Origin of the sequence: Nonomuraea sp. H19 (genome assembly GCF_052068215.1) — a bacterium.
GTDB lineage: Bacteria > Actinomycetota > Actinomycetes > Streptosporangiales > Streptosporangiaceae > Nonomuraea.
On the sequence record NZ_JBQHCV010000021.1, the window covers coordinates 37,271 to 61,370 of the forward strand.

General features: G+C 70.4%; 25 protein-coding genes. 14 read left to right on the forward strand and 11 right to left on the reverse strand.

Features of this window, described 5'->3' with window-relative positions:
* The first annotated feature begins 125 nt into the window (after positions 1 to 125).
* Entirely contained in the window at positions 126 to 548 is a 423-nt protein-coding gene (locus ACTMTI_RS37645; RefSeq protein ID WP_441125636.1) for a sterol carrier family protein, read from the forward strand.
* Here ACTMTI_RS37645 and ACTMTI_RS37650 read toward each other — a convergent pair.
* Complete coding sequence (locus ACTMTI_RS37650; protein WP_441125470.1) at positions 545 to 1,594, reverse strand: DUF4190 domain-containing protein; 1,050 nt, start codon at positions 1,592 to 1,594, stop codon at positions 545 to 547. The two genes, ACTMTI_RS37645 and ACTMTI_RS37650, sit on opposite strands and share 4 nt — an antisense overlap.
* Positions 1,595 to 1,787: 193 nt before the next feature.
* On the opposite strand from ACTMTI_RS37650, the gene purF reads away from it, so the two are divergent.
* The gene (gene purF / locus ACTMTI_RS37655; RefSeq protein WP_441125471.1) at positions 1,788 to 3,224 is read left to right on the forward strand and encodes an amidophosphoribosyltransferase; all 1,437 of its coding nucleotides are present in this window, start codon (positions 1,788 to 1,790) and stop codon (positions 3,222 to 3,224) included.
* A gap of 67 nt (positions 3,225 to 3,291) precedes the next feature.
* Entirely contained in the window at positions 3,292 to 4,317 is a 1,026-nt protein-coding gene (gene purM, locus ACTMTI_RS37660; RefSeq protein ID WP_441125472.1) for a phosphoribosylformylglycinamidine cyclo-ligase, read from the forward strand.
* Positions 4,318 to 4,534: 217 nt separating this feature from the next.
* Here the strand turns inward: purM and ACTMTI_RS37665 are convergent, their stop codons facing one another.
* Positions 4,535 to 4,762: a DUF3073 domain-containing protein gene (locus ACTMTI_RS37665; protein ID WP_441125473.1), complete on the reverse strand. Its 228-nt coding sequence runs from the start codon at positions 4,760 to 4,762 to the stop codon at positions 4,535 to 4,537.
* A gap of 151 nt (positions 4,763 to 4,913) precedes the next feature.
* Entirely contained in the window at positions 4,914 to 5,993 is a 1,080-nt protein-coding gene (locus ACTMTI_RS37670) for a Leu/Phe/Val dehydrogenase (protein ID WP_441125474.1), read from the reverse strand.
* A gap of 106 nt (positions 5,994 to 6,099) precedes the next feature.
* Between ACTMTI_RS37670 and ACTMTI_RS37675 the strand changes: the two genes are divergently transcribed.
* Both ACTMTI_RS37675 and bldC read left to right on the forward strand, forming a co-directional pair.
* Positions 6,100 to 6,966, forward strand: a complete 867-nt coding sequence (locus ACTMTI_RS37675; protein ID WP_441125476.1) for a hypothetical protein — start codon at positions 6,100 to 6,102, stop codon at positions 6,964 to 6,966.
* 323 nt (positions 6,967 to 7,289) lie between these two features.
* A complete protein-coding gene (gene bldC / locus ACTMTI_RS37680; protein WP_013133571.1) occupies positions 7,290 to 7,493 on the forward strand; it encodes a developmental transcriptional regulator BldC in 204 nt (67 codons plus the stop codon).
* A 137-nt stretch (positions 7,494 to 7,630) separates the two neighbouring features.
* Here bldC and ACTMTI_RS37685 read toward each other — a convergent pair whose 3' ends face one another.
* Complete coding sequence (locus ACTMTI_RS37685; RefSeq protein WP_441125477.1) at positions 7,631 to 8,284, reverse strand: TetR/AcrR family transcriptional regulator; 654 nt, start codon at positions 8,282 to 8,284, stop codon at positions 7,631 to 7,633.
* Between the two features lie 169 nt (positions 8,285 to 8,453).
* Between ACTMTI_RS37685 and ACTMTI_RS37690 the strand changes: the two genes are divergently transcribed.
* From ACTMTI_RS37690 to ACTMTI_RS37705, 4 genes are all read left to right on the forward strand, one after another.
* Positions 8,454 to 9,503 (forward strand): LacI family DNA-binding transcriptional regulator, encoded by a 1,050-nt coding sequence (locus tag ACTMTI_RS37690; RefSeq protein WP_441125478.1) that lies wholly within the window; start codon positions 8,454 to 8,456, stop codon positions 9,501 to 9,503.
* Positions 9,504 to 9,623: 120 nt separating this feature from the next.
* Entirely contained in the window at positions 9,624 to 9,872 is a 249-nt protein-coding gene (locus tag ACTMTI_RS37695; protein ID WP_441125479.1) for a hypothetical protein, read from the forward strand.
* Between the two features lie 46 nt (positions 9,873 to 9,918).
* Positions 9,919 to 10,755, forward strand: a complete 837-nt coding sequence (locus tag ACTMTI_RS37700; RefSeq protein ID WP_441125480.1) for an N-acetylmuramoyl-L-alanine amidase — start codon at positions 9,919 to 9,921, stop codon at positions 10,753 to 10,755.
* Complete coding sequence (locus ACTMTI_RS37705) at positions 10,752 to 12,344, forward strand: beta-N-acetylhexosaminidase (RefSeq protein ID WP_441125481.1); 1,593 nt, start codon at positions 10,752 to 10,754, stop codon at positions 12,342 to 12,344. Before ACTMTI_RS37700 ends, ACTMTI_RS37705 begins: the two co-directional genes overlap by 4 nt.
* Position 12,345: 1 nt before the next feature.
* Here ACTMTI_RS37705 and ACTMTI_RS37710 read toward each other — a convergent pair whose 3' ends face one another.
* From ACTMTI_RS37710 to ACTMTI_RS37720, 3 genes are read right to left on the reverse strand one after another with little or no spacing between them, the layout of a single operon-like run.
* Positions 12,346 to 12,900 (reverse strand): GNAT family N-acetyltransferase, encoded by a 555-nt coding sequence (locus tag ACTMTI_RS37710; protein ID WP_441125482.1) that lies wholly within the window; start codon positions 12,898 to 12,900, stop codon positions 12,346 to 12,348.
* Between the two features lie 16 nt (positions 12,901 to 12,916).
* Positions 12,917 to 13,969, reverse strand: a complete 1,053-nt coding sequence (locus ACTMTI_RS37715) for a quinone-dependent dihydroorotate dehydrogenase (protein ID WP_441125483.1) — start codon at positions 13,967 to 13,969, stop codon at positions 12,917 to 12,919.
* 6 nt (positions 13,970 to 13,975) lie between these two features.
* Positions 13,976 to 14,626 (reverse strand): response regulator, encoded by a 651-nt coding sequence (locus ACTMTI_RS37720; protein ID WP_441125484.1) that lies wholly within the window; start codon positions 14,624 to 14,626, stop codon positions 13,976 to 13,978.
* A gap of 18 nt (positions 14,627 to 14,644) precedes the next feature.
* On the opposite strand from ACTMTI_RS37720, the gene ACTMTI_RS37725 reads away from it, so the two are divergent.
* Together ACTMTI_RS37725 and lpdA are read left to right on the forward strand one after the other, a co-directional pair.
* Complete coding sequence (locus ACTMTI_RS37725) at positions 14,645 to 15,019, forward strand: tautomerase family protein (RefSeq protein WP_441125485.1); 375 nt, start codon at positions 14,645 to 14,647, stop codon at positions 15,017 to 15,019.
* 37 nt (positions 15,020 to 15,056) lie between these two features.
* Positions 15,057 to 16,436 (forward strand): dihydrolipoyl dehydrogenase, encoded by a 1,380-nt coding sequence (gene lpdA / locus ACTMTI_RS37730; RefSeq protein WP_441125486.1) that lies wholly within the window; start codon positions 15,057 to 15,059, stop codon positions 16,434 to 16,436.
* Between the two features lie 34 nt (positions 16,437 to 16,470).
* Here the strand turns inward: lpdA and ACTMTI_RS37735 are convergent, their stop codons facing one another.
* A complete protein-coding gene (locus ACTMTI_RS37735) occupies positions 16,471 to 17,325 on the reverse strand; it encodes a hypothetical protein (RefSeq protein ID WP_441125488.1) in 855 nt (284 codons plus the stop codon).
* A 204-nt stretch (positions 17,326 to 17,529) separates the two neighbouring features.
* Here ACTMTI_RS37735 and ACTMTI_RS37740 point away from each other — a divergent pair, with 204 nt between their 5' ends.
* From ACTMTI_RS37740 to ACTMTI_RS37750, 3 genes are all read left to right on the forward strand, one after another.
* The gene (locus tag ACTMTI_RS37740; protein WP_441125489.1) at positions 17,530 to 18,090 is read left to right on the forward strand and encodes an exonuclease; all 561 of its coding nucleotides are present in this window, start codon (positions 17,530 to 17,532) and stop codon (positions 18,088 to 18,090) included.
* Between the two features lie 68 nt (positions 18,091 to 18,158).
* A complete protein-coding gene (locus ACTMTI_RS37745; protein ID WP_441125490.1) occupies positions 18,159 to 18,650 on the forward strand; it encodes a hypothetical protein in 492 nt (163 codons plus the stop codon).
* A 751-nt stretch (positions 18,651 to 19,401) separates the two neighbouring features.
* Positions 19,402 to 21,003: a zinc ribbon domain-containing protein gene (locus ACTMTI_RS37750; RefSeq protein WP_441125491.1), complete on the forward strand. Its 1,602-nt coding sequence runs from the start codon at positions 19,402 to 19,404 to the stop codon at positions 21,001 to 21,003.
* Positions 21,004 to 21,026: 23 nt separating this feature from the next.
* On the opposite strand, the gene ACTMTI_RS37755 is transcribed toward ACTMTI_RS37750, so the two are convergent.
* The 3 genes from ACTMTI_RS37755 to ACTMTI_RS37765 form a co-directional block, all read right to left on the reverse strand.
* Positions 21,027 to 21,893 (reverse strand): fructosamine kinase family protein, encoded by an 867-nt coding sequence (locus tag ACTMTI_RS37755; protein ID WP_441125492.1) that lies wholly within the window; start codon positions 21,891 to 21,893, stop codon positions 21,027 to 21,029.
* Positions 21,893 to 22,480 carry a methyltransferase domain-containing protein gene (locus ACTMTI_RS37760; protein ID WP_441125493.1) on the reverse strand — a complete coding sequence of 196 codons (588 nt, stop codon included), beginning with the start codon at positions 22,478 to 22,480 and terminating at the stop codon, positions 21,893 to 21,895. Before ACTMTI_RS37760 ends, ACTMTI_RS37755 begins: the two co-directional genes overlap by 1 nt.
* A gap of 83 nt (positions 22,481 to 22,563) precedes the next feature.
* Positions 22,564 to 24,090 carry a hypothetical protein gene (locus ACTMTI_RS37765; RefSeq protein ID WP_441125494.1) on the reverse strand — a complete coding sequence of 509 codons (1,527 nt, stop codon included), beginning with the start codon at positions 24,088 to 24,090 and terminating at the stop codon, positions 22,564 to 22,566.
* Positions 24,091 to 24,100 lie beyond the last annotated feature (10 nt).

Here is a 24,100-nt window from a genome sequence, read left to right on the forward strand (position 1 = left end):
CCTCCATTTATGTGCGCGGTTGTACGGCCCGGAGGCTACGGTCGCCGTCGAAACCGGAGGTGAACGACGACCTCCGAATCGATGAACGCTTCCCGGGAGACAATGGTGGGGTGCCACCACGCAAGATGGACCAGGAAAAGCTGAGATCGGCCCTCGACGGCCAGCTCATCGCCCTCGACCGGCCGGCCTACGACGGGCCCGCATCCGCCCTGCCCGACGCTCTCGTCACGGCCGTGCTGGCCGCCTACGACCGGGGCCTGCCGCCGGAACGCGACGCGGCCAGGCAGGCCGTGCGCTACCTGCTCGACAAACTGGCGACCGCCGCGCCGGGCCGGACCGTCGAAATACGCGTGCCGCCGTACGCGGCCGTCCAGGCGATCGCCGGGCCCCGCCACACCCGCGGCACCCCGCCGAACGTGATCGAGACCGACGCCCGCACCTGGATCGAGCTCGCGCTCGGCCGCCTGACGTGGGACGAGGCCATGGCCAAAGGCGCTGTGTCGGCGAGCGGCGCGCGCGCCGACCTGTCAGAGCACCTGCCGCTCTAGGTTCGGAGACCGCCGTTCATCCAGGGGAATTTCTCCTGGAAGCAGCGGTCGGCCAGTTGACCGGGCAGTTGGGCGCATTCCTGGACGACGCTCCAGAACCAGATGGCCAGGATCGCGAAGAGGATCAGGGACAGGACGCTGATCACGATGCCCGCGACGGCGCGGCCCTTGCCGGCGCGCTTGGCGAGCGCCACGCAGCCGAAGACGATCGACAGGATGGCCGTGATCACGCCGATGAAACAGACGAACACCAGGAAAGGGCTGGCCACCCCCAGGACGAGTGCGGCGGTGGCCAGGCCGCTGCCGGTCCGGTCCTGCTGGTAGGGGCCGTAGGGCGAGCCCGCGGGTGGCGGGCCGTAGCCGGGCGGGCCGCCGTACGGGCTGGACGGGGTGGTGCCGGGCACGACGGGAGGCCCGTGCGTGCCGTACGGCGCAGGGCCTTCGTGGGCAGCGGCGCCGGGCTGAGCCGTGGGCTGCTCATAGCGCGACGGCGTCGGCTTGGGCGGCGGCTCCTCCTCCGGCGGCTTGCTCTCCCAGCCCGGATAGGGCGGGGTGGCGCCCGGGACCGGGAGCACCTGGGTCGTCTCGGTGTCGTCGCCCGCCGGCGGCGGGACCTCGGGCGCGGTCGGCAGGTCGGGATGGGGCGGTTCGCCGGGCCGCGGTTCGCCCGGCCGCGGTTCGTGCGTGGGCGGCACGTCGGCGGGCGGCACCACGGGCGGCGCCGGAGTGATCGGCTCCTCCTCCGGCGGTTCTTCCGGGGTGGGCGGCTTCTCGCCCGGGGTGGCCGGCTCCTCCTCGGGCGCCGTGCCGCCGGTGGGCCCGGTGCCGGGCGGGCCGCCTGGGGCCCACTCCGGCCGGGTCTCGTCGCCTCCGGTCGGCCCGCTCTCGTACGGCCGCGGTTCGGGCGGGCGCTCTTCCCGCCCCTGCTGGTCATCCTCCTGAGAGGCCTCGCTCCACCACTCGGGCGGGTGCTCGCCCTCTTCCCTGCGGCCTTCGCGCGGGTCCTGCCCCGGGCGGGGCTCGTTCGGATCCCCAGATGTGGTCACGTCTGCGTCTCCCGACGGGTCTGCATGCCGGATACTTCACCCTTTCGCGGAGGGCGACGGCTAAACCACGCCGACACGGTAAGAGGCCGCTCATGCTTCGGTCACTATGCGCCAAAGCGCGCAGGTCATCCCACGCACCGTGACATCGGACCCGGGGCGCGAGCACAGAAGCGCTCAACCTAGACTGAGTCATGTGCTGAAGGGCGACGGCCGGCTCGGCCATGACCTGGACCCCAACGACCGCGCACCTAAAGACGCCTGTGGCGTCTTCGGCGTTTGGGCCCCAGGCGAGGAAGTTTCCAAACTCACCTACTACGGGCTGTACGCGTTGCAGCACCGCGGGCAGGAGTCCGCGGGCATCGCGGTCAGCGAGGGGAGCCGCATTCTCGTCTACAAGGACATGGGCCTGGTCGCCCAGGTCTTCGACGAGTCGGTGCTCGGCACCCTGCGCGGCCACCTGGCCATCGGGCACTGCCGCTACTCCACGACCGGATCGAGCGTGTGGGAGAACGCGCAGCCCACGCTGAGCTCCACCGACGGCGGTGGGCTCGCGCTCGCGCACAACGGCAACCTGATCAACACTCCGGTGCTGGCCCAGCGCCTGACTCCGGGGACCACCAGGGCGACCACCGACACCGAGGTCCTCACGACGCTGCTGGCCCAGGACCGCACCCGCTCCGTCGAGGACTCCGCCGCCGAGCTGCTGCCGCAGGTCAAGGGCGCCTACTCGCTGGTGTTCATGGACGAGAAGACGCTCTACGCGGCCCGCGACCCGCAGGGCATCCGCCCGCTGGTGCTCGGCCGGCTCGAACGCGGCTGGGCGGTGGCCTCGGAGACGGCCGCGCTCGACATCGTGGGCGCCACGTTCATCCGCGAGATCGAGCCGGGCGAGATGCTCACCATCGACGAGCGCGGCGTCAGATCCCGCCGCTTCGCGCTGGCCGAGCCGAAGGGCTGCCTGTTCGAATACGTCTACCTCGCCCGCCCGGACACCACGATCGCGGGCCGCGGCGTCCAGGTCACCCGGGTCGAGGTCGGCCGCGTGCTGGCCCGTGAGCACCCGGTGGAGGCCGACCTGGTCATCCCCACGCCGGAGTCCGGCACCCCGGCCGCCGTCGGCTACGCCCAGGAAAGCGGCATCCCCTACGGGCAAGGCCTGGTGAAGAACTCCTATGTCGGCCGCACGTTCATCCAGCCCTCGCAGACCATCCGCCAGCTCGGCATCCGGCTGAAGCTCAACCCGCTGCGCGAGATCGTCGAGGGCAAGCGGCTGGTGGTCGTGGACGACTCGATCGTGCGCGGCAACACCCAGCGCGCCATCGTCAAGATGCTGCGCGAGGCGGGCGCTCTCGAGGTGCACGTACGCATCTCCTCGCCGCCCGTGGCCTGGCCGTGCTTCTACGGCATCGACTTCGCCACCCGCGCCGAGCTGATCGCGGGCTCGCTGACGGTGGAGGAGATCCGGGCCTCGCTCGGCGCCGACTCGCTCGGCTACATCTCCCTGGAGGGCCTGACCAAGGCCACCACCATCCCCGCCGACCGCCTCTGCATGGCCTGCTTCGACGGCTCCTACCCCATCCCCATCGACGAGGATCACGTGGGCAAGTTCGTGTTGGAGAGCAAGGCGTGAACGAGCGTAGCGAGCGAACAAACAGACACAGCAGTACTGTGCTCACGCTGCCGACGAAGGAGGCTGCGTGAGCACATATGAAGCCGCCGGCGTCGACATCGCGGCCGGTGAGCGCGCCGTCGACCTGATGAAGGACAAGGTGGCGCGCTCGCGGCGGCCGGAGGTGGTGGACGACGCCAGCGGGTTCGCGGGGCTGTTCGACGCCTCCGCGCTGCTGCGCTACCAGCGGCCGCTGCTCGCCACCTCCACCGACGGCGTGGGCACCAAGGTCATGATCGCCCAGCAGTACGGCAAGCACGACACGATCGGCATCGACCTGGTCGGCATGGTCCTCGACGACCTCGTGGTGTGCGGGGCCGAGCCGCTGTTCATGACCGACTACATCGCCTGCGGCAAGGTGGTGCCCGAGCGCATCGCCGAGATCGTCGGCGGCGTGGCCGAGGGCTGCCGCCTGGCCGGCGCCGCGCTGGTGGGCGGCGAGACGGCCGAGCACCCGGGGGCGATGGGACCGGACGAATACGACCTGGCGGGGGCCGGCACGGGCGTCGTGGAGGCGTCCGCCATGCTCGGGCCCTCCCTCGTCCGCGAGGGTGACGTGGTGCTGGGGCTGGCGTCCTCCGGCGTGCACTCCAACGGCTACTCGCTGGTGCGGCACGTGCTGCGCGAGTCCTCGCTGTCGCTCGACGCCGAGCTGCCCGAGCTGGGGCGGGCCCTGGGCGAGGAGCTGCTGGAGCCCACGCGGATCTACTCGCTGGACTGCCTGGAGCTGGCCCGCTCGGTCGAGGTCCACGCTTTCGCGCACATCACCGGCGGGGGGATCGAGGGCAACCTGTCACGGTCGCTGCCGGGGCAGCTGGACGCCGTGCTGGACCGGACGTCATGGACGCCGCCTGCCGTCTTCGGGGTGCTGGCCGGATACGGCCGGATCGCCCAGAAGGATATGGACCGGACGTTCAACCTCGGGGTCGGAATGGCCGCCGTGGTGGCTGCGGACGCGGCTGACGAGGCCATCCGGGTGCTGAGTGGCCGTGGGCTGCACTCCTGGGTCCTGGGCGAGATCGTCCCCGGAACCGGCCAGGCCCGCTACCGCTGAGTCTCTTCGCGGAGCCCGGCGCCGCACGCGTTGCCGCCGGGCTTCGCCGCCTGCAGACCCGCACGGTGCCACAAGACGGGTGCCCAGCATGGCGCACATGTCGCTTGCCAAAATGCGGCAAACGTGACGAAAGCCCCACGGTTGCCCGTGGGGCCCGACGAGCGTGGCGAGGGCCGGCGGGCAGCCGGGCCCTCGGCCACGTCAACCAGGAGTGCGGCTATCGACGACCGGACGGACGGCCATCATCGTCGTCCTCGGCGCCGTAGTCATCGGCGTAATCGGCATAGCGATCCGCCAGCTCATCGTTGAGGTCGTCGGCGTCGTCATTGCTGGAGTCTCCGACCCCGAGTTCGTCGCGAAGACGGTCAAGATCCGTGCCACCGCTGTTGTACTTCAGCTGGCGAGCAACCTTGACCTGCTTGGCCTTTGCTCGGCCGCGCCCCATTGGCTCGACCCCCTCGTGTGGGGTCGTCCCCGACCCCTCGTCGCTAACGCACCACACACTGACGCCGCCCGACTTTGGGCGTCAGCCTATCGTTCGCCTATTACCGTACCTGTTTTGTGCCCAGCTCGGTACGTCGTATGGGCGTGGGGCGTCAGTGGCCCAGCCAAATCGCCCGAATACGCCCGACTTCCGACATTCTGCGCTCAGCTAGCCTATCCGCTGCGACGGCTGGAGGAACGCCCTCATCGGCCGCGATCCCGAAGATCTTCAGAGTCGTGTCGTAGATCTGGGCGGCCTTGGATCTGGCCCGATCCATGCTGAACCCCCGGATCTCGTCCGCGACCTGGATCACGCCTCCCGAATTGACCACGTAGTCGGGCGCGTAGAGGATCCCGCGCTCGGCCAGTTGTTTCTCGACTCCGGGATGGGCGAGCTGGTTGTTGGCCGCGCCGCAAACGATCTTCGCTTTCAGCACGGCCACGGTGTCGTCGTCGAGCGCGCCGCCGAGGGCGCACGGAGCGAATACGTCGATGTCGGCGGAGGTCAGGGCGCGGGCGTCGGCCACGACCTCGACCTCCGGGTGGCGCAGGCGTACGCGCTCGACGGCCATGGGGCTGACGTCGCAGATCACCACCTCGGCGCCGTCTTCGCGCAGGAGATCGACCAGGCGGTGACCCACCTTGCCGACCCCTTCGACGCCGATTCGCCTGCCGTGCAGCGACGGCGTGCCGTACACGACCTCGGCCGAGGCGCGCATGCCCTGGAAGACGCCGAACGCCGTGAGGATGGAGGAGTCCCCCGCCCCGCCGTTCGCCAGCGTGCGGCCGGTGACGAAGCGTGACTCGCGGGCGACGATGTCCATGTCCTCGCTGTAGGTGCCGACGTCGCAGGCGGTGATGTAGCGCCCGCCGAGCGACTCGACGAACCTGCCGTACGCGCGCAGCAGCGCCTCGCTCTTGTCCTTGGCCGGGTCGCCGATGATGACGGCCTTGCCGCCACCCAGGTCGAGACCGGCCAGCGCGTTCTTGTAGGCCATGCCCTTGGCCAGATTGAGCACGTCGGCGAGAGCCGCCTGCTCGCTCTCGTACGGATAGAACCGGGTGCCCCCGAGTGCGGGGCCGAGAGCTGTGTTGTGGATGGCGATGATGGCACGCAGGCCGCTCTGCTCGTCGGCGCAGAACACGACCTGCTCGTGGACGTCCTTGTGGGACGAGCCGAAGACGTCGGTCACGGTAGTGACTCCCTGTCCGGTCCGCCGCTCCGTTGCGGCGGAGATCACCTACACAGTAGTAAGCCACAACGGTGCACGCAGGGTCGCTTCATGACACGATGCCACCGTGCTGCCCTATGCCGCCTACCTCCGCGTCTATGAGCCACTGACCGCGTTCGCCGAGTCCGAGCGCAAGGTGTGGGCCGACTACGCCGACTCACGAGACCGCCCGCGCCGCGCGAACGCGCTCAATGCGGAGCACGGCGAGTCGGTCATGCGCCTTCTCGGCATGCCCCCTCAACCCGTTCCCGCTCAGGAGAGCCCCAACGCCTATCTACGGCGCGTTGAGGACCGTCTGTACGTTTGCCCTTGGCAGACCAGGCTGCGCTCGTGGCTGGCGTTCTCAAGGCTGCGTGGCGCCACTCCCGTGAAGCTGATGGATCAGATGGTGCCCAAGACCATCGCCGAGCAGACCGCCGACGACTTCGATCGGTTCAAGCGGAAGGCCGGCGCGTCCGCCCTGCGGACGCATATTCGCACTACGGCGTGGCACGTGCCCCCATCGTGGTTCGTGCCGTTTGATGGAAACGAGCGCTGGCTGGTGCTCGGCTCGGCCACTCCTGGACAAGATGTGAAGACCACCGCTACCGGACGTAACCTCATCTACGTCACCTCCATGGCACAGGCCAGGAGGCGCGCGGCGCGGGCGCTCAATGTGCTGCGCAGGCACCTGGGCGATGTGGCGGCCAACTTCGACGTGGAAGACATCGCCAGGTGGCTGGAGGAGTTCCACCCGCACTCTCTGGTCGAGCTCGACTACGGCGGGCTCGTGCACCTCATGGACGACGATGCGCTGCAGGCCGACCAGTCGGTCGCGGAGCTCTCGGCCGCTCTGACGGGCCTGGACACGGGTCAAGAAGAACTTGCCTACGCCATGTACCAGAGGGTCATCCTCCGGTGGAAGTCAATGCAACAGCTGGAATCTGCCAACTGAACCCCAATAAGGGTGTCTGACCTGCATGAGTAGGTCACGTCTCACGGCTGCTCTCTTCTGCGAACTGAGTAGTTTGCCGTTTTCACTGCGATACCACGAAACGTGTCGCTAGAATCACCGAGCGTGACATGGCCACAGGGGCGCGCAGTTGGGTCGAAGAAGGGCTCGCCAATCGCTCTGCGTGGCGGTATGGTCACATCGGGTGATGCCGCATATGGTTCAGAAAAGCCGCACGCTCTGCGCCATAGGTGGACATCCGTGACACGCGCAAAAGGCAGTCACAGGATCGCGAAGCCGGTCCACACGGAGGAGAGGCCGCACAAATGTCAGCTCGTACACCCGAGGCCGAGCCACTGCTTACGCCCGCTGAGGTCGCGACCATGTTCAGGGTCGACCCCAAGACCGTGACGCGGTGGGCCAAGGCGGGCAAGTTGACGTCGATCCGTACCCTCGGAGGTCATCGGCGTTACCGGGAGACCGAGGTCCGCGCACTGCTCGCGGGGATTCCGCAGCAGCGCTCGGAGTAATCAGAGGGTCGTCACAGATCCTCAGGGGGGTTGCATAGGTGGACCTGGCCAGCACAGGGGCCCGGTCCACCAAGGTGACGACTTGACGTCGCAATGGAAGTTGGCGCCGCCCGCCCGGCGCCACTCTTCCGGGCCCCTCACACCAGGCGTTCGAGCAACCCGGTCACATTGTCGTCGTAGGCGGCGGCGACCCCGAGCAGCGCCACCATGTGATCGACGAGCATCCGCTCGAGCGCCGCACGCTCGATGTCGCGATGCTCGAGCCAGTCGAGACCGGCCGTCTCCACGGTGGCGATCCACGACCGCAACGTCATGCGCAGCACCGGGCTCGGCTCCGGAACGCCCATCTGCTTCTGCACGAGACGGAAGAGGCGCTGCCTGACGCCGTCCACGATCTCCCCGACCTCGCCCGTCCTGTTGGCCGGGCCGCCACGCAGCAGCGCCGCGAATCCGGCCGCGTGCTCCTCGACGAAGTCGAAATAGCGCCGGAGCCCGGAGGCCAGCTCCTCGATCGGAGTGCCGCCCTCCTGGGGGCGACGCAGCCGGGACTCCAACTGCTCCGCCGCGCTCTTCAGCGCGGCCACGTAGAGCTCCTGCTTCCCGCCGAAGTAGTGATAGACGAGGGCTCGCGACGCACCTGCCGCCGAGGCCACGTCGTCGATCGAGACGTCCTCCGCGTCGCGGGTGCTGAACAGCTCCAACGCCGCCGCCATGAGCTCTTCGCGCCGGCGGTCCACGCTGAGCCTGCGCCGAGCCGGCCGTGCCGTATCGGCTGACTTCCCGGGTGTCACACCTGCACAGTATCCGACTGCCTGACCAATAGCTGACGTGTGATTATGCCGGTCGAATGTCGCACTTGCCGTGAGCGAGATCAGTCAATCCGTGACCGAGGCCGTACCCTGCAGCGAACTCGATCGTTTGGTGAGACAGGTGCCCATATCCGCATCGCGGGGGAGACACATGTCAGGACCGCCCGTCAACACGTCCACCATCACTGAGCTGAGGGAGGTAGACGCCCTGCCTCGGCCCAGACCGACCATCCGCAACGTCGCAGAGCGAGCCGGCGTCTCGAAATCGCTGGTCTCTCTCGTGCTACGCGGATCCCCGCACGTGAGCGAGCATCGGCGCCAAGCTGTGCTGCAGGCCGCTCGCGAACTCGGCTATCGGCCGAACGCGGTCGCGCGCAGCCTGGTCGAAGGCCGTACCCACCTGGTGGGCGCGCTCGTCGCCGACCTGCACAATCCGTTCTACGCCGAGTTCCTCGACGGCCTGCAGGAGAGCCTGCACGGCGACGGCCTGCGCATGCTGATCGGGAACAGCCAGTGGGACCCCGCGTTCGAGGACGAGGCCGTGGAGGCCTTCCTCGAGCTCAGGGTCGACGGGCTGGTCCTGCTGGGCATCGCCCCCACCAGCGAAACGCTGATCGAGGCCACCGCCTACACCCCGACGGTGGTCGTAGGGGAACGTGACATCGAGCTCGGCGGCGTCGACATCGTGGTCGACGACGACCAGACCGGCGCCCGCCTGGCCATCGACCACCTGGTCGACCTGGGCCACAAGCGGATCGCGTACATCGAGGGTCCGCGCTCCTCGCGCTGCGAGGGGTATCTCGTGGCGATGCGCCGGCATTCGCTGGCGCCGTTCATCATGGTGGAGGCCGCGGACTCCTCCGAGGAGAGCGGCAGGGAGGCGGCGCTCGCGCTGCTGACCCGCGATCCCAGGCCCACGGCGATCTTCGCCGCCAACGACGTGGTCGCGCTGGGCGTGCTGGCCGCCGCCGGCGACCTGGGCCTGCGCGTGCCGGAGGACCTCTCGGTCGTCGGGTACGACAACACGCAGATGTCGGCCTCCCGGCACGTCTCGCTGACCTCGATCGACCAGCCCAGGCGCACCATGGGCAGGTCGGCGGCCGCGCTGCTGAGCGACAGGATCGGCGACCCCGCCAAGGTCTCGCGGCTACGTGAAGTGCCCCCCGAGTTGATCGTGCGACGGAGCACGGGACCCGCCTAAAAGACGCCCAAAGCTGGGTCAAGCCGTGTGGCGGCGCGGCCGCACGGCGGTTTACTCGGCAGGGTCATGCTAATTGTGGCCGGATCCGATCCGGTCACGATCTGATCCGGGGGAACAGTCATGCGTGATCCGGAACTGGTGTCCTGCGCCCAGCGCGCGGCGGCCGAACTCGAGCGCGCCTGGGGGCACTGGCGCGCGGGCAGAGGACGGGGCGCCGACGGCGGCGCGGAATCGGTCGCCAGCTATGTCGCCCACTCCCTCGACCATCCGTGGGGCCGCCCCCGCGTCGTCCTCGGACTCGACGCCGAGGACGCGCGGGAGCTGGCCGCCCTGCTGGATCGGCAGGAGGTCGGCGAGCACGTCTGGTAGGGCATAAAGGGCGTCCACGTAGCGGGTTTGACGTAAGTTGGACGCCATGCGTGCTCTCCCCGCCTCCGTCCTCGCCGTTTGCGGCCTGATCGCCTCAGCGTGCGGCGGCACCGGTTCCGGTGGCGTCACGGCAGGTCAGGCCGCTCCTGCGACCACGACCCAGCAGGGTCCCACGCAGGAGACGCAGCAGAGTCCCGCGAGGCAGGCGCCGCCGGAGGCCGAGCCGCTCGACGGCAAGGTCATCGTCATCGACCCCGGCCACAACGGCGGCAACTATCGCGACCCGGCGGCCATCAACCGCCAAGTCGATGTGCTGACCAAGCGGAAGGCCTGCGACACAACAGGCACCCAGACCGCGAACGGCTACAGCGAGGCCGCCTTCACCTGGGACGTCTCCAACCGGCTGGCCAAGATCCTCGAGGCCCGTGGCGCCACGGTCAAGCTGACCAGGGCCGACAACAACAGCGTCGGCCCCTGCATCACCGAGCGGGCCGCGATCGGCAACAAGGCCAAGGCCAACGCCGCGGTCTCCGTGCACGCCGACGGGGCTCCCACCAAGGAGCGCGGCTTCCACGTCATCATCCCGAAGAAGATCAACGGGCCCGTGGACAAGGTCGTGGGCTCCTCCAACAGGCTGGGGCTGGCCTTACGAGCCGCGTTCGCCGCGGGCACGGGCCTCCCCTACTCCACCTACATCGGGAGCAAGGCCCTGAGCTACCGCAACGACCTGGGCGGGCTCAACCTCTCGACCGTGCCGAAGGTCTTCATCGAGTGCGGCAACATGAAAAACCCGGTCGAGGCGGCCAGGTTCCAGGATCCGAAGTTCCGGCAGAAGATCGCATTGGCGCTGGCGGACGGATTGCAGCACTATCTCAAGGCATGATCCCACGTCCTGAGCTCCGCCATGATCTTTCCGTCTCTTATGAGCTGACCACCGGCGCGACCGTGTCCGGCGACCTGGTCGACGCCGTGCGTCTCGCGCTCCCCCAACTCGATCTGCGCCCGGGTGACTCCGGCGAGATCGACGTACGGCGCGATCCGGAGCTGGGCGAGGAGGCCTACCGGCTGACGGTCGGCTCGCGGGGCGTTGAGATCGCGGCGGGCGGGCGGGCGGGCGCGTTCTACGCGGCGCAGTCGCTGCACCAGTTGCTGCCCCACGCCTCCTACCGGTCCGCGGCGGCACCATCATGGCCGGTGCCCGGGGTGCGGATCGAGGACGCGCCGCGGCTCTCCTGGCGCGGGCTGCACCTGGACGTGGCCCGGCACTTCTTTCCCAAGCGGGAGATCCTGCGCCTCGTTGATCTGATGGCGGCGCACAAGCTGAATCGGCTGCACCTGCACCTGGTGGACGACCAGGGGTGGCGGGTGGAGAGCCGGGCGTACCCGCTGCTGCACGAGGTCGCCTCGCACCGGCCGCGGACGGCGATCAACTACTACCGGGAGCCGGAGGCGTACGACGACGTCCCGCACGGCGGCTACTACACGCTCGACGACCTGGCCGAGATCGGCGCCTACGCCCGGGCGCGCTGCGTCACGATCGTACCCGAGATCGACGTGCCGGGGCACGCGTCGGCGATCCTGGCGGCCTACCCGGAGTTCGGGGCCACCGGGGAGCGGTACGACGTGCTGGACCGGTGGGGCGTCTCCCCCGCGATCCTGTCGCCGCTGCCGCCGACCGTGGAGTTCCTGACCACGATCTTCGACGAGCTGATCGGGGCGCTGGGCGAGACGCCTTACGTGCACATCGGCGGCGACGAGGTGGTGCTCGACCACTGGGCCGCGTCGGCGGAGATCAGCGCATACCGCGACTCGCTGGGGCTGGCCACCGCCAACGACCTGCAGGCGTGGTTCCTGCGGCGGCTCGCTGACCTGCTGGCCGAACGGGGGGCGCGGGCCGTGGTGTGGGACGAGGCGTTCGTCAGCGGCGGGCTGCGGCAGGACACGGTCGTCATGCCGTGGCGCGGCATGGGGGTCGGCCGGCGCGCCGCGGCGGCCGGGCACGACGTGGTCGCGACGCCGGTGTTCCCGCTCTACTTCGACTACGCCGAGGCCGCCTCACCCGACGAGCCGATGGCGATCGGTGACACGATCACGGTGGAGGACGTGGCCGCGTTCCGGACCGCTCCAGAGGAGTGGAAGGACGAGGAGCGGGCGCGGATCGTGGGAGCGCAGGCGCAGCTGTGGACCGAGCGGGTGGCGGACCCCCGTACGGTGGACTACCGCCTGTGGCCGCGGGCCTGCGCGCTGGCCGAGGTGGCGTGGTCGGGCACCGGGCAGGCGGGCTTCATGGAGCGGCTCGAGGAGCACCTGGGGCGGCTGGAGGCGATGGGCGTGGAATATCGGCCGCTCGCCGGGCCGCGTCCGTGGCAGCGGCGGCGCCCGCACCGGCCGAGCGTGGTGCGGGTGGCGGACGTGATGGACCGCCTCGACACCATGACACACGACGCGGAGTCGACGCGGCCGAGCGTCTGAGTCACCTGGCGGGACGGTCGTTGAGTATGCGCTGGAACAGCCGGTGGTCCTGCCATCTGCCGTCGATCTCCAGGTAGCGCGGGGCGGTGCCGTAGAGCTCGAAACCGGCTTTGCGCAGGACGCTCTGCGAGGCGACGTTGTCGAGCAGGGTGCCCGCCGCGATCCTGTGCAGGCCCAGGTCCTGGTCGGCGATCCGGCACACCTCCAGCACGGCCTGGGTGGTCAGACCGCGCCCGGTGTATCCGGCGTCGATCCAATAGCCGAGGTCGGCGCTCAGCCACGGGCCACGGACGATGGTGTTGAGCGTCATGCGGCCCACGATCTCGTCGCCGTCGGCGAGCACCCATGCCACGGCCCGGCCGGCCGCCTGCTGCTCCAGCAGGTCCTTGAGCCGGTGCGCCTGGCCCCGCAGGGTGTAGAACTCCTCCGACCGGCGAGGCTCCCAGCGCCGCAGGTGATCGCGGTTGCGGAGGTAGGCGCGCAGCAGGGGCTCCGCGTCGTGCTTGGTGGCCGGCCGCAGGATGACGCCGTCGGCGAGAGGCACCGGTTCGATCACGGTCCCACCATAGGGCTCATGCGGTGCGGCCGATGGCCTCGGCGATGGATTTCATGCCGTGGCGGCGTACGCGCCTGGCGAGCCGGCGGTGGATGCGGGCGGCCCAGAGCGGACCGCCGTAGATCCAGCCCGTGTAGCCCTGCACCAGGGTCGCACCGGCGAGGAGACGCTCCCAGACGTCGTCCGCGTCCTCCACGCCGCCCACCGACACGAGCGTGAGGCGGTCGCCGACGCGGGCGCGCAGGCGGCGCAGCACCTCCACGGAGCGGCCCTTGAGCGGCCGGCCGGACAGGCCGCCGGTCTCGCCGCCGTGCCTGATCGTGGTGTTGGTCGCGATGATGCCGTCGAGTCCCAGCTCCAGCGCCAGGTCCGCGACCGCGTCCACGTCCTCGTCGGCGAGGTCGGGGGCGATCTTCACCAGCAGCGGGGCGCGACGGGGCGTGCTGTCGGCGACCTCCTTGACCGCGGTCAGCAGCGGCCTCAGCAGCGAGACCGCCTGCAGGTTGCGCAGCCCGGGAGTGTTGGGCGAGCTGACATTGACCACCAGGTAGTCGGCCAGCGGGGCCAACTCCTTGGCGCTGGCCACGTAGTCGGCCGTGGCCTGGGACTCGGGCACGACCTTGGTCTTGCCGATGTTCACGCCGACCACGACCGGCACGCCGCGGGGGCGGCGCAGCCGGCGGGCGGCGGCCACGGCGCCGGCGTTGTTGAACCCCATCCTGTTGATCACCGCGTGCTGCCGGACGAGACGGAACAGGCGCGGGCGCGGGTTGCCCGGCTGGGCGTGCGCCGTGATGGTGCCGACCTCGACGTGCCCGAAGCCGAGCGCGGCGACGGCCTCGGCGCAGGCGGCGTCCTTGTCGAACCCGGCGGCCAGCCCGAGCGGCCCGGGGAAGTGCACGCCGAACGCGGTCACCCGCAGAGCCGGGTCGTTCGGCGCGAGCGCCCGGTGCAGCAGCCGCTTGATCAGCGGCAGCCGCGCGAGGAGCGCGAGGGCGCTCACGGTCAGATGGTGCACGGCCTCGGCGTCGAAACGCCGCAAGACCTGCGTGAACACGAGGCGATACATCACGCGTCAGGCTATCAAGCCGGCCTCGTGGGCGATGATCGCGGCCTGTACGCGGTTGCGTACGTCGAGCCGGGTGAGGATGGCGCTCACGTACGCCTTCACCGTGCCCTCCACGATGTACAGCCTGGCGGCGATCTCCGCGTTGGACAGCCCGGCGCCGAGCAGGGCGAGCACCTCGCGTTCGCGGTCGGTGAGAGCCTCGATCCGGTCGCGCGCCTGCGCTCCCCTGGCCATCCTGCCGCCCGAGAGCTGGGCGATGACCCGCTGCGCGACCTTCGGCGACAGGTACGCCGCCCCTTCCGCCACGGCGTGGATCCCGGCGATCAGCTCACGCGGGTCGCCGGACTTCAGCAGGAAGCCGGAGGCCCCGATGTCGAGCGCCTTGGCGATGTAGTCGTCCTCCCCGAACGTGGTGAGCATCACCACGGCCGTCTCCGGCGCGACCCGGCGGATCTCGGCCGCCGCGGCCAGGCCGTCGAGCCTGGGCATGCGGATGTCGAGCAGCGCCACGCCAGGGCTGTGGCTGATGGCCAGGTCGACGGCCTGCCTGCCGTCACCCGCCTCGGCCACCACCTCCAGTGCGGGGTCCGAAGCGAGGATCGCCCGTATCCCCGCGCGGATCATGGCTTCGTCGTCGGCGAGAAGAATCCGGATCACCGCTCTATAGTGACGGACATGGCACAGGTGAAGGTGTACGGACGCAGGGACGTGTGGGCGGGGCGGCAGCGGGAGATCTCCGACCTGGTGCAGTCGTGCCTGGTGAGCGCGTGGGGCCTGCCGGAGGACAAGCGGTTCCACCGGTTCCTGCTGCTGGACGCCGACGACTTCGTGTGCCCGCAGCGCAGCGAGCGCTATCTGATCATCGAGGTGGTCTGCTTCACCGGGCGCAGCGACGACGCCAAGCGCGCGCTGATCCGGGAGATCTACGCCGAGTGGCCGCACGACTCCGCGGACCTGGAGCTCACGATCATCGAGATGCCCAAGGTCAACTGGGGCATCCGCGGAGTTCCCGCCGATGAGCTCGCGCTGTCGTACAAGGTGGAGGTCTAGCGAAGGCGAGTTGGAGGCGGACGGTATGGTCCGACTCATGAGCACTCACTATGACGTCGTCGTTCTCGGCGCGGGACCGGGAGGATACACGGCCGCGGTCCGCGCCGCCCAGTTGGGGCTGCGCGCCGCGGTCGTCGAGGAGAAATACTGGGGTGGCGTCTGCCTGAACGTGGGCTGCATCCCGTCCAAGGCGCTCCTGCGCAACGCCGAGCTGGCCCACATCTTCCACAACGAGGCCAAGACCTTCGGCATCAGCGGCGAGGTCACCTTCGACTACAGTGCGGCTTTCCAGCGCAGCCGCAAGGTGGCCGACGGGCGGGTCAAGGGCGTTCACTACCTGATGAAGAAGAACGCCATCACGGAGTACGACGGGCGCGGCACGTTCCTGGACGCCAACACGATCCAGGTGAACGGCGAGACGATCACGTTCTCCAACTGCATCATCGCGGCCGGGGCCACCACCAGGCTGATCCCGGGCACGCAGCTGTCGGAGCGGGTGGTGACGTACGAGGAGCAGATCCTCACCGAGGAGCTGCCGCGCAGCATCATCATCGCGGGCGCCGGCGCGATCGGCGTGGAGTTCGCGTACGTGCTGCACAACTACGGCGTCAAGGTGACGATCGTGGAGTTCCTCGACCGGGTGGTGCCGCTGGAGGACGAAGAGGTGTCGGCCGAGCTGGCCAAGCGCTACAAGCGGCTCGGCATCGAGGTGCTGACCTCTACCCGCGTGGACGCCATCGACGACACCGGCGCCTCCGTCAAGGTCACCGTCACCAAGGACGGCCAGACGCAGGTGCTGGAGGCCGACAAGGTCCTGCAGGCCATCGGGTTCCAGCCGCGGGTCGACGGCTACGGGCTGGAGAAGACGGGCGTGGCGCTGACCGACCGGGGCGCGATCGCGGTGGACGGGCGGTGCCGGACGAACGTGCCGCACATCTACGCCATCGGCGACGTCACGGCGAAGCTGATGCTGGCGCACGCCGCTGAATCCATGGGTGTCATCGCCGCCGAGACGATCGCCGACGCGGAGACCATGGAGCTGGACTATGTGATGATCCCGCGGGCGACGTACTGCCAGCCGCAGGTGGCGAGCTTCGGCTACACCGAGACGCAGGCCCGCGACCTGGGCTATGACGTGAAGGTGGCGAAGTTCCCGTTCACCGCGAACGGCAAGGCGCACGGGCTGGGCGACACGGCCGGGTTCGTCAAGATCATCAGCGACAACACACACGGCGAGCTGCTCGGCGCCCACCTGATCGGGCCCGAGGTCACGGAGCTGCTGCCGGAGCTGACGCTGGCGCAGCAGTGGGATCTGACCGTGCACGAGGTCGCACGGAACGTCCACGCGCACCCGACGCTCGGCGAAGCGGTCAAGGAGGCCATCCACGGCCTCGCCGGACACATGATCAACATGTGAGCTTCGGGTGATCGGTACGGCGGGACCGTACCGATCACTCCAGGCGTACGGTGCCACGGCCACCCGACGGTGACGGGTCTGCGAAGCCGTCGCTCGCGGCGATGGCCTCGCGCAGGCTGCCGGTCAGCATGTCGGCCTGGTCGATCAGCTGCCGCAGTCCCTCGGTGTCGCCGGTCCTGGCCAGCAGGTCCCGATAGGTGTCGTTGCTGCGCTGCAGATCGCAGGCGCGCAGCGCCGAATCCGCGGCCCGTACGCGGTGCGCGTACGCCTCCAGCTCCCGCACTCGCCCCGCGACGGCCGCCGCCGACCGGCCGAGCGCCTCTCTTTGGGGCCCCAGCACGGCGGCGAGCTCCGGTGTCATGACCTCGGCCAGCGCCTCTGCCTGCTCGGCTCGCAGGGCCGTCTGAGTACGCAGCAGGTCGGCGATGTCCCACAGCACCTCGGGGAGCACGACGTCGTTGGCGATGCCGTCCAGGAGGCCGAGCCGGTGCACCCGGGAGCCGGTCACGTCCTCGATGGCCTGCCGCGCCCTGGCCAGCAGGTCCAGCCCGGCCGGGTCCAGCTCCGCCGGGAGGACGTAGCGGCCGGCGTACCGTCGGGCCAGCCGCCCCGCGCTGGGCCGGGCGACACCGACGAAGAGCACCGTGATGAGGAAGACCATCATGGCCGCGAGCCCGGCGGACTCGTGGTCGGTGTGGAAGGCGGCCGCGGCGAACAGCGCCCCGCCCCCGCCGGTGACGGCCGCGCCGGCGCCGAAGAGCCAGCGCACCCAGCGCGGCGGCTCCTGGTCCGGGCGGCCGAGCAACGGCGAGGCCGCGCCCATCAGCCGCGAGCGGTCGCGCTTCGGAATGGCGGGATCCACGATCGGCTCGTCGATCCAGCCTCCCATCGCCGGCATCTCCTTCACCGCGCCACGGTCCGGATGGGCGGATATGCCGGCGGGCTGAGGGTGAGGAGCAGACGGATCGATGCTCGCACGGGACCTCCATGGCGGAATTGGACGCCCTTCGAGCACACCCCGCCCGGCCCCGGCCGGTCCAGCAGGCCGGTGTGCGGATGTCGTGCAGATGTCGTGCAGCTATTCTTGTGGGCCGTGTCCCGACTTCCCGAGCTGTACGTCGCCGTCGACGTGGAGGCGGACGGGCCCATTCCCGGCCCGTACAGCATGATCTCCCTTGGCATGGCCGTGGCCGGGCGGGCGGAGCTGACGTTCTACACGGAGCTGCGGCCGATCTCGGACGAATACGTGCCCGCGGCGCTGGCCGTCTCCGGCCTCGACCGCGACCGGCTGCTCCGCGAGGCCCCCGCGCCGGAGGAGGCGATGGCGGCCGCCGCCCGGTGGGTCAACGGGCTGCGCAGGATCGGGCGGCCCGTGTTCCTGGCCGCGCCCGCCGTGTGGGACGGGATGTTCGTGCACTGGTATTTCCTGCGGTTCACCGGCAAGAGCCCGTTCGGGGCGACCGGTTCCGGGGTCGACCTGCGCAGCTATTGGATGGGGCTGACCGGCTGCGAGTGGGCCGAGTCGCGCAAGGGGGCCATCAAGCACGAGCTGGGGCTCGAAGGAGTGCCGCACACGCATCACGCCGGGGAGGACGCCGCCGAGCTTGCGCAGGTGTTCGAGGGGGTTCTGGGGCGCCGGCGGCCGGAAGTCTGAGCCGACTCTCACCAGATCTTCAGATTCCGCACAGAATTCTCTGAGGCTGCGCGGAGAAGGTTCCGGATATGACCTCAACCTCGGAGAGGCCGGCGCAACGCCGCCGGCTTGCCCAAGCAAGCCCCATCACGCTGCGCACCGGCCTCTTGGGTCTGGTCGCGATCGGCATCGGAGGCGCCGCCTTCGAGCTCGCCGCCGAACGCCACTGGGGTGGCCCCGCGCAGCTGGTCCCCTGGGCGGCGCTGGCGTTCCTCGGCATCGCGCTGGCGATCCTCGCCCTGGGCGACTCCCCCCGGGCGGTCGCCGCGGTCCGCTGGCTGGCGCTGGTCGTGCTGCTCACGGCGGCGTTCGGCGTCTACATGCATGTGTCGGTCAACTACAGCGCGGGTGCGTTCGACCCGAACTGGGACACGCTTTCCATGCTGTCCCAATGGTGGTCCGCGCTCACCAAGTCGGTCGGTCAGGCGCCGCCGCTCGCGCCCGGCATGCTGGCCCAGAGCGCGCTCCTCCTCCTGCTGGCCACCCTGACCTCGAAGACACGAGCCGTGAACGGCTCGTGAACGCCGACAAACATATCCGGTGAAGCGGGAAACACGGGTCACCCCGGCCGCCGCCCGCGCCCGCGCTAAGGTCTGCACCTCCACCAAGGGCGCCGCCCTGACGTGCTTCGGCGGGCGCACCACGTACATCTTCGCCTGCGACACCAGCGCCGACGAATATCAAAATATCAGGCCCGCGCCGAATACTTCGTGGCCGGCGACCCGTCCGCCCGATTCGAGATCCACCAGCTCGCCGGGGTGGGCACCTGCGGCAAGGCCGAGCACGGCGATCTGGCCATCAGTATGTACCGGGCCTCGGTGTTCGACGACGACCGCCGGATTGCCACCAGGCTCACGGCTTCATTAGGGATCCTCAAGGATCGTAGTGGCTTGGTGACAGCGGCAGTTCTTCGGCTGCAAGGGCTGAGGAGGTATGGGGGTCGGTGAGTCCTGGAAGCGTTCATGCATCGCTCATACGTTCTACCCGGCAGGGCCGAAGGCTGGTAATCTTTCGGTCGCTGAGAGTGATGGCCTGGAGGTGGTTGGGGGTGCAGGTCGTGCGGGCGCGCCGGTTGGCTGTTGATCCGGCACCGCGCCGGGCGGGCGCACCGCCTGCGCACCCAGGGCTCGCGCAGGTGAAGCCTGCCAGGGGTCTGGCGGCGATGTCGGCCGATGCTCGCTGTCGCGTGCCCGCCGGGGGCGGCCGATGCCGCGAGAGCGGGGGTTGCCGGTGAGGCGAGGGCTGACGCTGGCCGCAGGTCAGAGTGCCCGGATGGCGTGTGCCCGGGTGTTGCTGCGCGGTGGGGTGGAGGAGCAGACGGGTGAGGTGGTGTCCGCGGCGGTGCTGGCCGAGCGGGCCGGCTGGTGTGCCGAGCTGGTCTGCGGGATGACGGCCAGTTTGCTGGGCGCGCATTGGACCATGGCCGATGTCGCTCTGCTGGCTTCTGGGGTGGATACGGGCGGGCGCGGGCTGCCGTCGAGCGCGTGGATGGCGTTGAGGCGGCTGGGCTGGACGGGCGGCGCGCCCGAGGGCATCACGGTCAACGACCGGATCGTGCGCATGGCTCAGGAGCAGGCCGGACGGCTGCTGCGCTCGGCGCACTGGCGGGCCGAGCTCGCCGCCGCGGTGCTGGCCACCTGGCCTGCCGACCCGGGCAAGCGTACGGCCGGGGAGTGGGATGCCGTGCGTGCTGCGATTCCCGGCGGGCGAGACCTTCCGTCCGCTGTGATCAAGGCGCGCACCCGGCAGATCGCCACCTTCCTGCGGGACAAGGGGCGGCTGCCGGCCGATGTGTTCGAGCTGGAGAACGCGCCGAGCGCGACGCGGATGCTGCTGCTGGCCGCCTGCGACCGGCAGCAGGCCACCATCCAGCGCAGCGAGAACGACCCGCAGCGGGCATTGTTGCGGCTGCAACTGCCCACCCGCCCCGACCCACGCTCCTATGCCGACTGGAGGTGGGTGGCCTGCCCGATCCCCCTGCCCCCCACCGTCCCGGCCGATGCGGTGCTGCACCTGCCCACCCTGCGCGTCCACGGCGGGAGCGTGCGCGCCGATCTGGCCTTCACCCATCCCGTCCCCGCGGCCCGGCGCGCCGGCCACACTGTCGCGCTGGGCGTGGACTGGGGGCTGAGCACCCTGCTGTCGGCCGGCGCGGTGCGCCTGCACGGCGACGGCCGGATCACCACCCTCGGCGCCGGCGCCCAGTTCCGCGCCGCCGGCGTGCTGGCCAAACAGCACCGGCTGCGTCGTCTGGGCGAGCAGCTGCACGCCAAGACCGGCCACTACCAGCACCTGCTCGACGGACGAGCACCCCATCCGGCCCTGCCAGGCAAGCAGGCGCTGCTGAGCGAGGAGATCCGGCACATCTGCGAGCGCCGCACGAACCTCAACGATGCCCTGGCCTGTGCGGCCGGCCGCTGGGTGGTCGATCAAGCCATCGCCGCCAAGGCCACGGTGATCTATCTGGAGGACCTGCGCTCGCTGGAAGCCCGTGGGATGGGCCGCACCCTGAACACCCGGCTGTCGCAGCAGGTGCGCGGCCAGATCGCCGTCCGTATCCGGCATCTGGCCGCCGAGGCAGGCATCGCGGTGGTGACCGTCCCGGCCAAGAACCAGGCGACGGCGCCGGGTGGGCCCGGTCTTGGACCGGTCCGTCCGGCGGGTCTTGGTGGCGGGCGGGCAACGGACCGGATGAGGCTGCCCCGCGCAGCCCACCGGCACCAGGACGGGACGACGATCAGCACACCCACCCAACGGCACCGGCCACGCGGGGCAGCATTAGGCGCAGGCTTCCACCTGCACGCCCACGCCACCGCGCCACGGTGGGCACCACCCATGCCAGACACAACGCCTGACATGGGATCGCTAAGCTGATCAGAGACGCTGTACAAGTACCACTAGGACTTGCGGAAAGGCGCGATGATCTCGCGTACGGCCGCGGCCGCGCCCCAGCCGTCATCGTTGTGGGCGATGTCACTCAGCAGCTCCCGCAGATGGAACACCCGCATGCGATCCCGCCAGCCGGGGGCCAGGGGCGCGGCTTCGGCGTACGCGGCGAAGAAGCGGTCGGCGGCGGGCGGGCGCGGCGAGTAATAGAGCATGCTGAGGTCGGCCTCGGCCCAGCTGTAGGAGACGGCGGGATCGATCAGTGCGGGGCCGCCGGCCCGGTCGGCGAGGATGTTCTCGCGCCACAGGTCGCCGTGCGTCAGCACGGGCGGCTGGGGCGGCATGAGCTCGGGCAGTGCGGCGCAAAGGCGTTCGAGCGCTCGCCGCTCCTCGCCGTCGAAGGCTGCCTCCACCAGCGGCTCGGTGAGCCAGCGCAGGATCCGGCGCTGGGCGAAGAAGGCGTGCCCGTCGGTGTCCCAGGTGTTGTCCTGGCGCAGGCGGCCGAGCCAGCCGTCCCGGTGCCAGCCGAAGCGGTCGCTCGCCGTGGCCGCGTGCAGGGCTGCCACGCCGCGGGCGAGGTCCTCCCAGAACCGCTCGTCGTCGTCGCGGCGCGGGCACAGCGGCTCCAGCACGAGCAGGTCGGCCGTCACCGCCAGCACCTCGGGGGTGGTGACGCCGCCGAGGTCGCGGAGCGTGCGCAGCCCCTCCGCCTCGATCTCGAAAAGGCCGGTCCCCGCGGCGCGCAGGGTCTTGGCGAACACGCGGGAGCCGTCGCGCAGGGTCACCATGGCGGCCGTGGCGACGACGCCGCCGGTGGCCGGCTCCGTGGACACGGCGTCGAATCCGGCTTCGCGGAGGCGTACGAGAAGGAGGTTCATCAGCGCTTACGGTAGACCAGCAGGTAGCGCCAGAACAGCAGCCTGCGGATGGTGGATCCGGGCAGCAGGACGTCCGCCTCCCGCCGGACCTCCGGCAACGCGAGCTGGGGCGGCTTGACCGGTGCTTCGACGGCATCCGCGGACGTCCCCGCGGTGGCGAGGCGGGCGAGGGCGTTGACCGGCACGGCAGCCAGGCTCCACGCGTAGTCCATGGGCGTCCGCTCCGGGTAGCAGCCGAGAATCGCCAGGACTCCCCCGGGCGCCAGCGCGTCACGCAGCGCGGCGACGGTGCCGAACGGCACGTGGTGGATGCTCGCCAGGCAGGAGATGTAGTCGTAGTGGCCGGCACGCAGCTCCATCCGCGTGATGTCGGCGTGGAGGAAGCGCGGACCCGCGCCGCCGGAGGCCGCGACGGCGGCTTCGATCACCTCGGCGGCCGGGTCGACCGCGTCGACCTCGATCCCGCGAGCCGCGAGCCGGTGCGCGAATCGGCCGGTGCCGCAGCCGACGTCCAGGGCGGTCTTGCAGCCCGCGGGGACCCGGCGCAGCATCGCGCGGTGGTAGTGGTCGTTGTGGTTGAAGGCCATGTCGTCCTTGTGTACGGCCGTAAGGAAATACTCGTCGAGTCCGGAGGCTACTCCATTACTGTCTGCGCCACCGCGGCTCGACATCAGGCCGGGCGCTTTCGCGTACCGGCGTCACCCGCCTCCGGCTCGGGGGCGCGGGGGATGATCGCCAGGCCGGCGGCCAGGCAGGCCAGGGGTATCGCGGGCAGCACATAGCGAGGGTCGTAGTCGGCGGTCGCGGCCGGGATCACCAGCAACGCGAGGGCCATGAGCCACGGCACCGGCGAGGCTCCATGTCGTCCCTGCCCGCGACGCCGCCGGATCGCGGCCACGGCGCCGGCCGCGATGCCGATCGCCCCGGCGACCATCAGCGCGCCCAGGGCGGGGCCGGGCAGATAGCAGCGGGCCTGGTAGGCGCGGACCCAGCGGGCGTAGGGCGGCACGACGCGGGTACGACCGGTGTCGCCCCCATAGGCGGCGGCCAGCCGGGTCCGGCCGACGGCGGCGGCGGTGTTGAGCGCTCCACGGGCACGTTTGGGGAAGCGGTATTTGGCCGCGGTCCAGGTGGTGGGGTACGGAGGGTGGCCGGGCGCGAACGCGCGCAGGGTGTCGCGGACGACCACGCGCAGATAGTCGGCCGGCTGAGCCTTGATCGCGGCCGTGGCGAACCGGCGGGCCAGGTCGTTGGAGCGCGGCCCGTAGATGCCGCCGACGCGGCGGAACGGCGAGTCCTTGGAGAACATGGCCGCGTACACCGGCGAGGCGACCCGCCGATCGCTCGGCGGCCACTTGGGGCACAGCACGACGAGGTCGGGGCCGGGCTTGATGCGCGCGCAGTCGGCGAAGGCGGCGGTCCGCCCGTACAGCCAGACCGCGCCATGCCGGTTGAAACCGAACTCGCCGTAGTGACTGTGGAACCACATCACGTACGCGGTGACCGGCGCCAGGAACGCCACGACCGCCACGATGATCCCCGCTCCCCGCCTGCGCCAGGGCACCGACGGGGCACCGCCTCCCGCGATCCCGGCCAGGATGATCAGGATCAGCGGAAGGCCGGCCGCCCGGGTCACCGCCGCGCACCCCACCAGGAACGCGGCGAGCCCGGCCGTCCACAGGGTCACGGGCCGCCGCCACAGCAGCGCGGTCACCGCCGCCATCACCAGGAACCCGAACAGCTCGTCGGCGACCAGCAGATGCTCCAGTTGGAGGCGGTCGCCATCGAACAGCACCGGTGCCGCCACCGCGCAGCCCAGCACCTGAGGCAGCCACCACCGGCGCGGCCACCGGGCGCGGGCCGTCCGCCACACCAGCGCGTACACCATGGCCCCGGTCAGGAGGCCCAGCACCGCCTGCGCGGCCACCACGGCGGTGAAGCCGTGGAACGGCCGCAGCAGCCACAACAGGATGGGATATCCGCCGGGGTGGTGTGCCGCGGGCGTCAGCGTCAACGCCGCCCGGACGTAGACGACCGAGTCGCCGGTCCACAGCATCGAGGGATAGCCCGCGGCGGCGACCGCCCGCAGCACGATCGCCGCGGCCAGCATCACCCCGAACAGCGTGTGCCGCGCCGTCCACCGGCCGCACCCCGCGAGCCGGATGCGGCGCGGCACGCCGTCAACCTGCCGATCCAACCCAACCCAC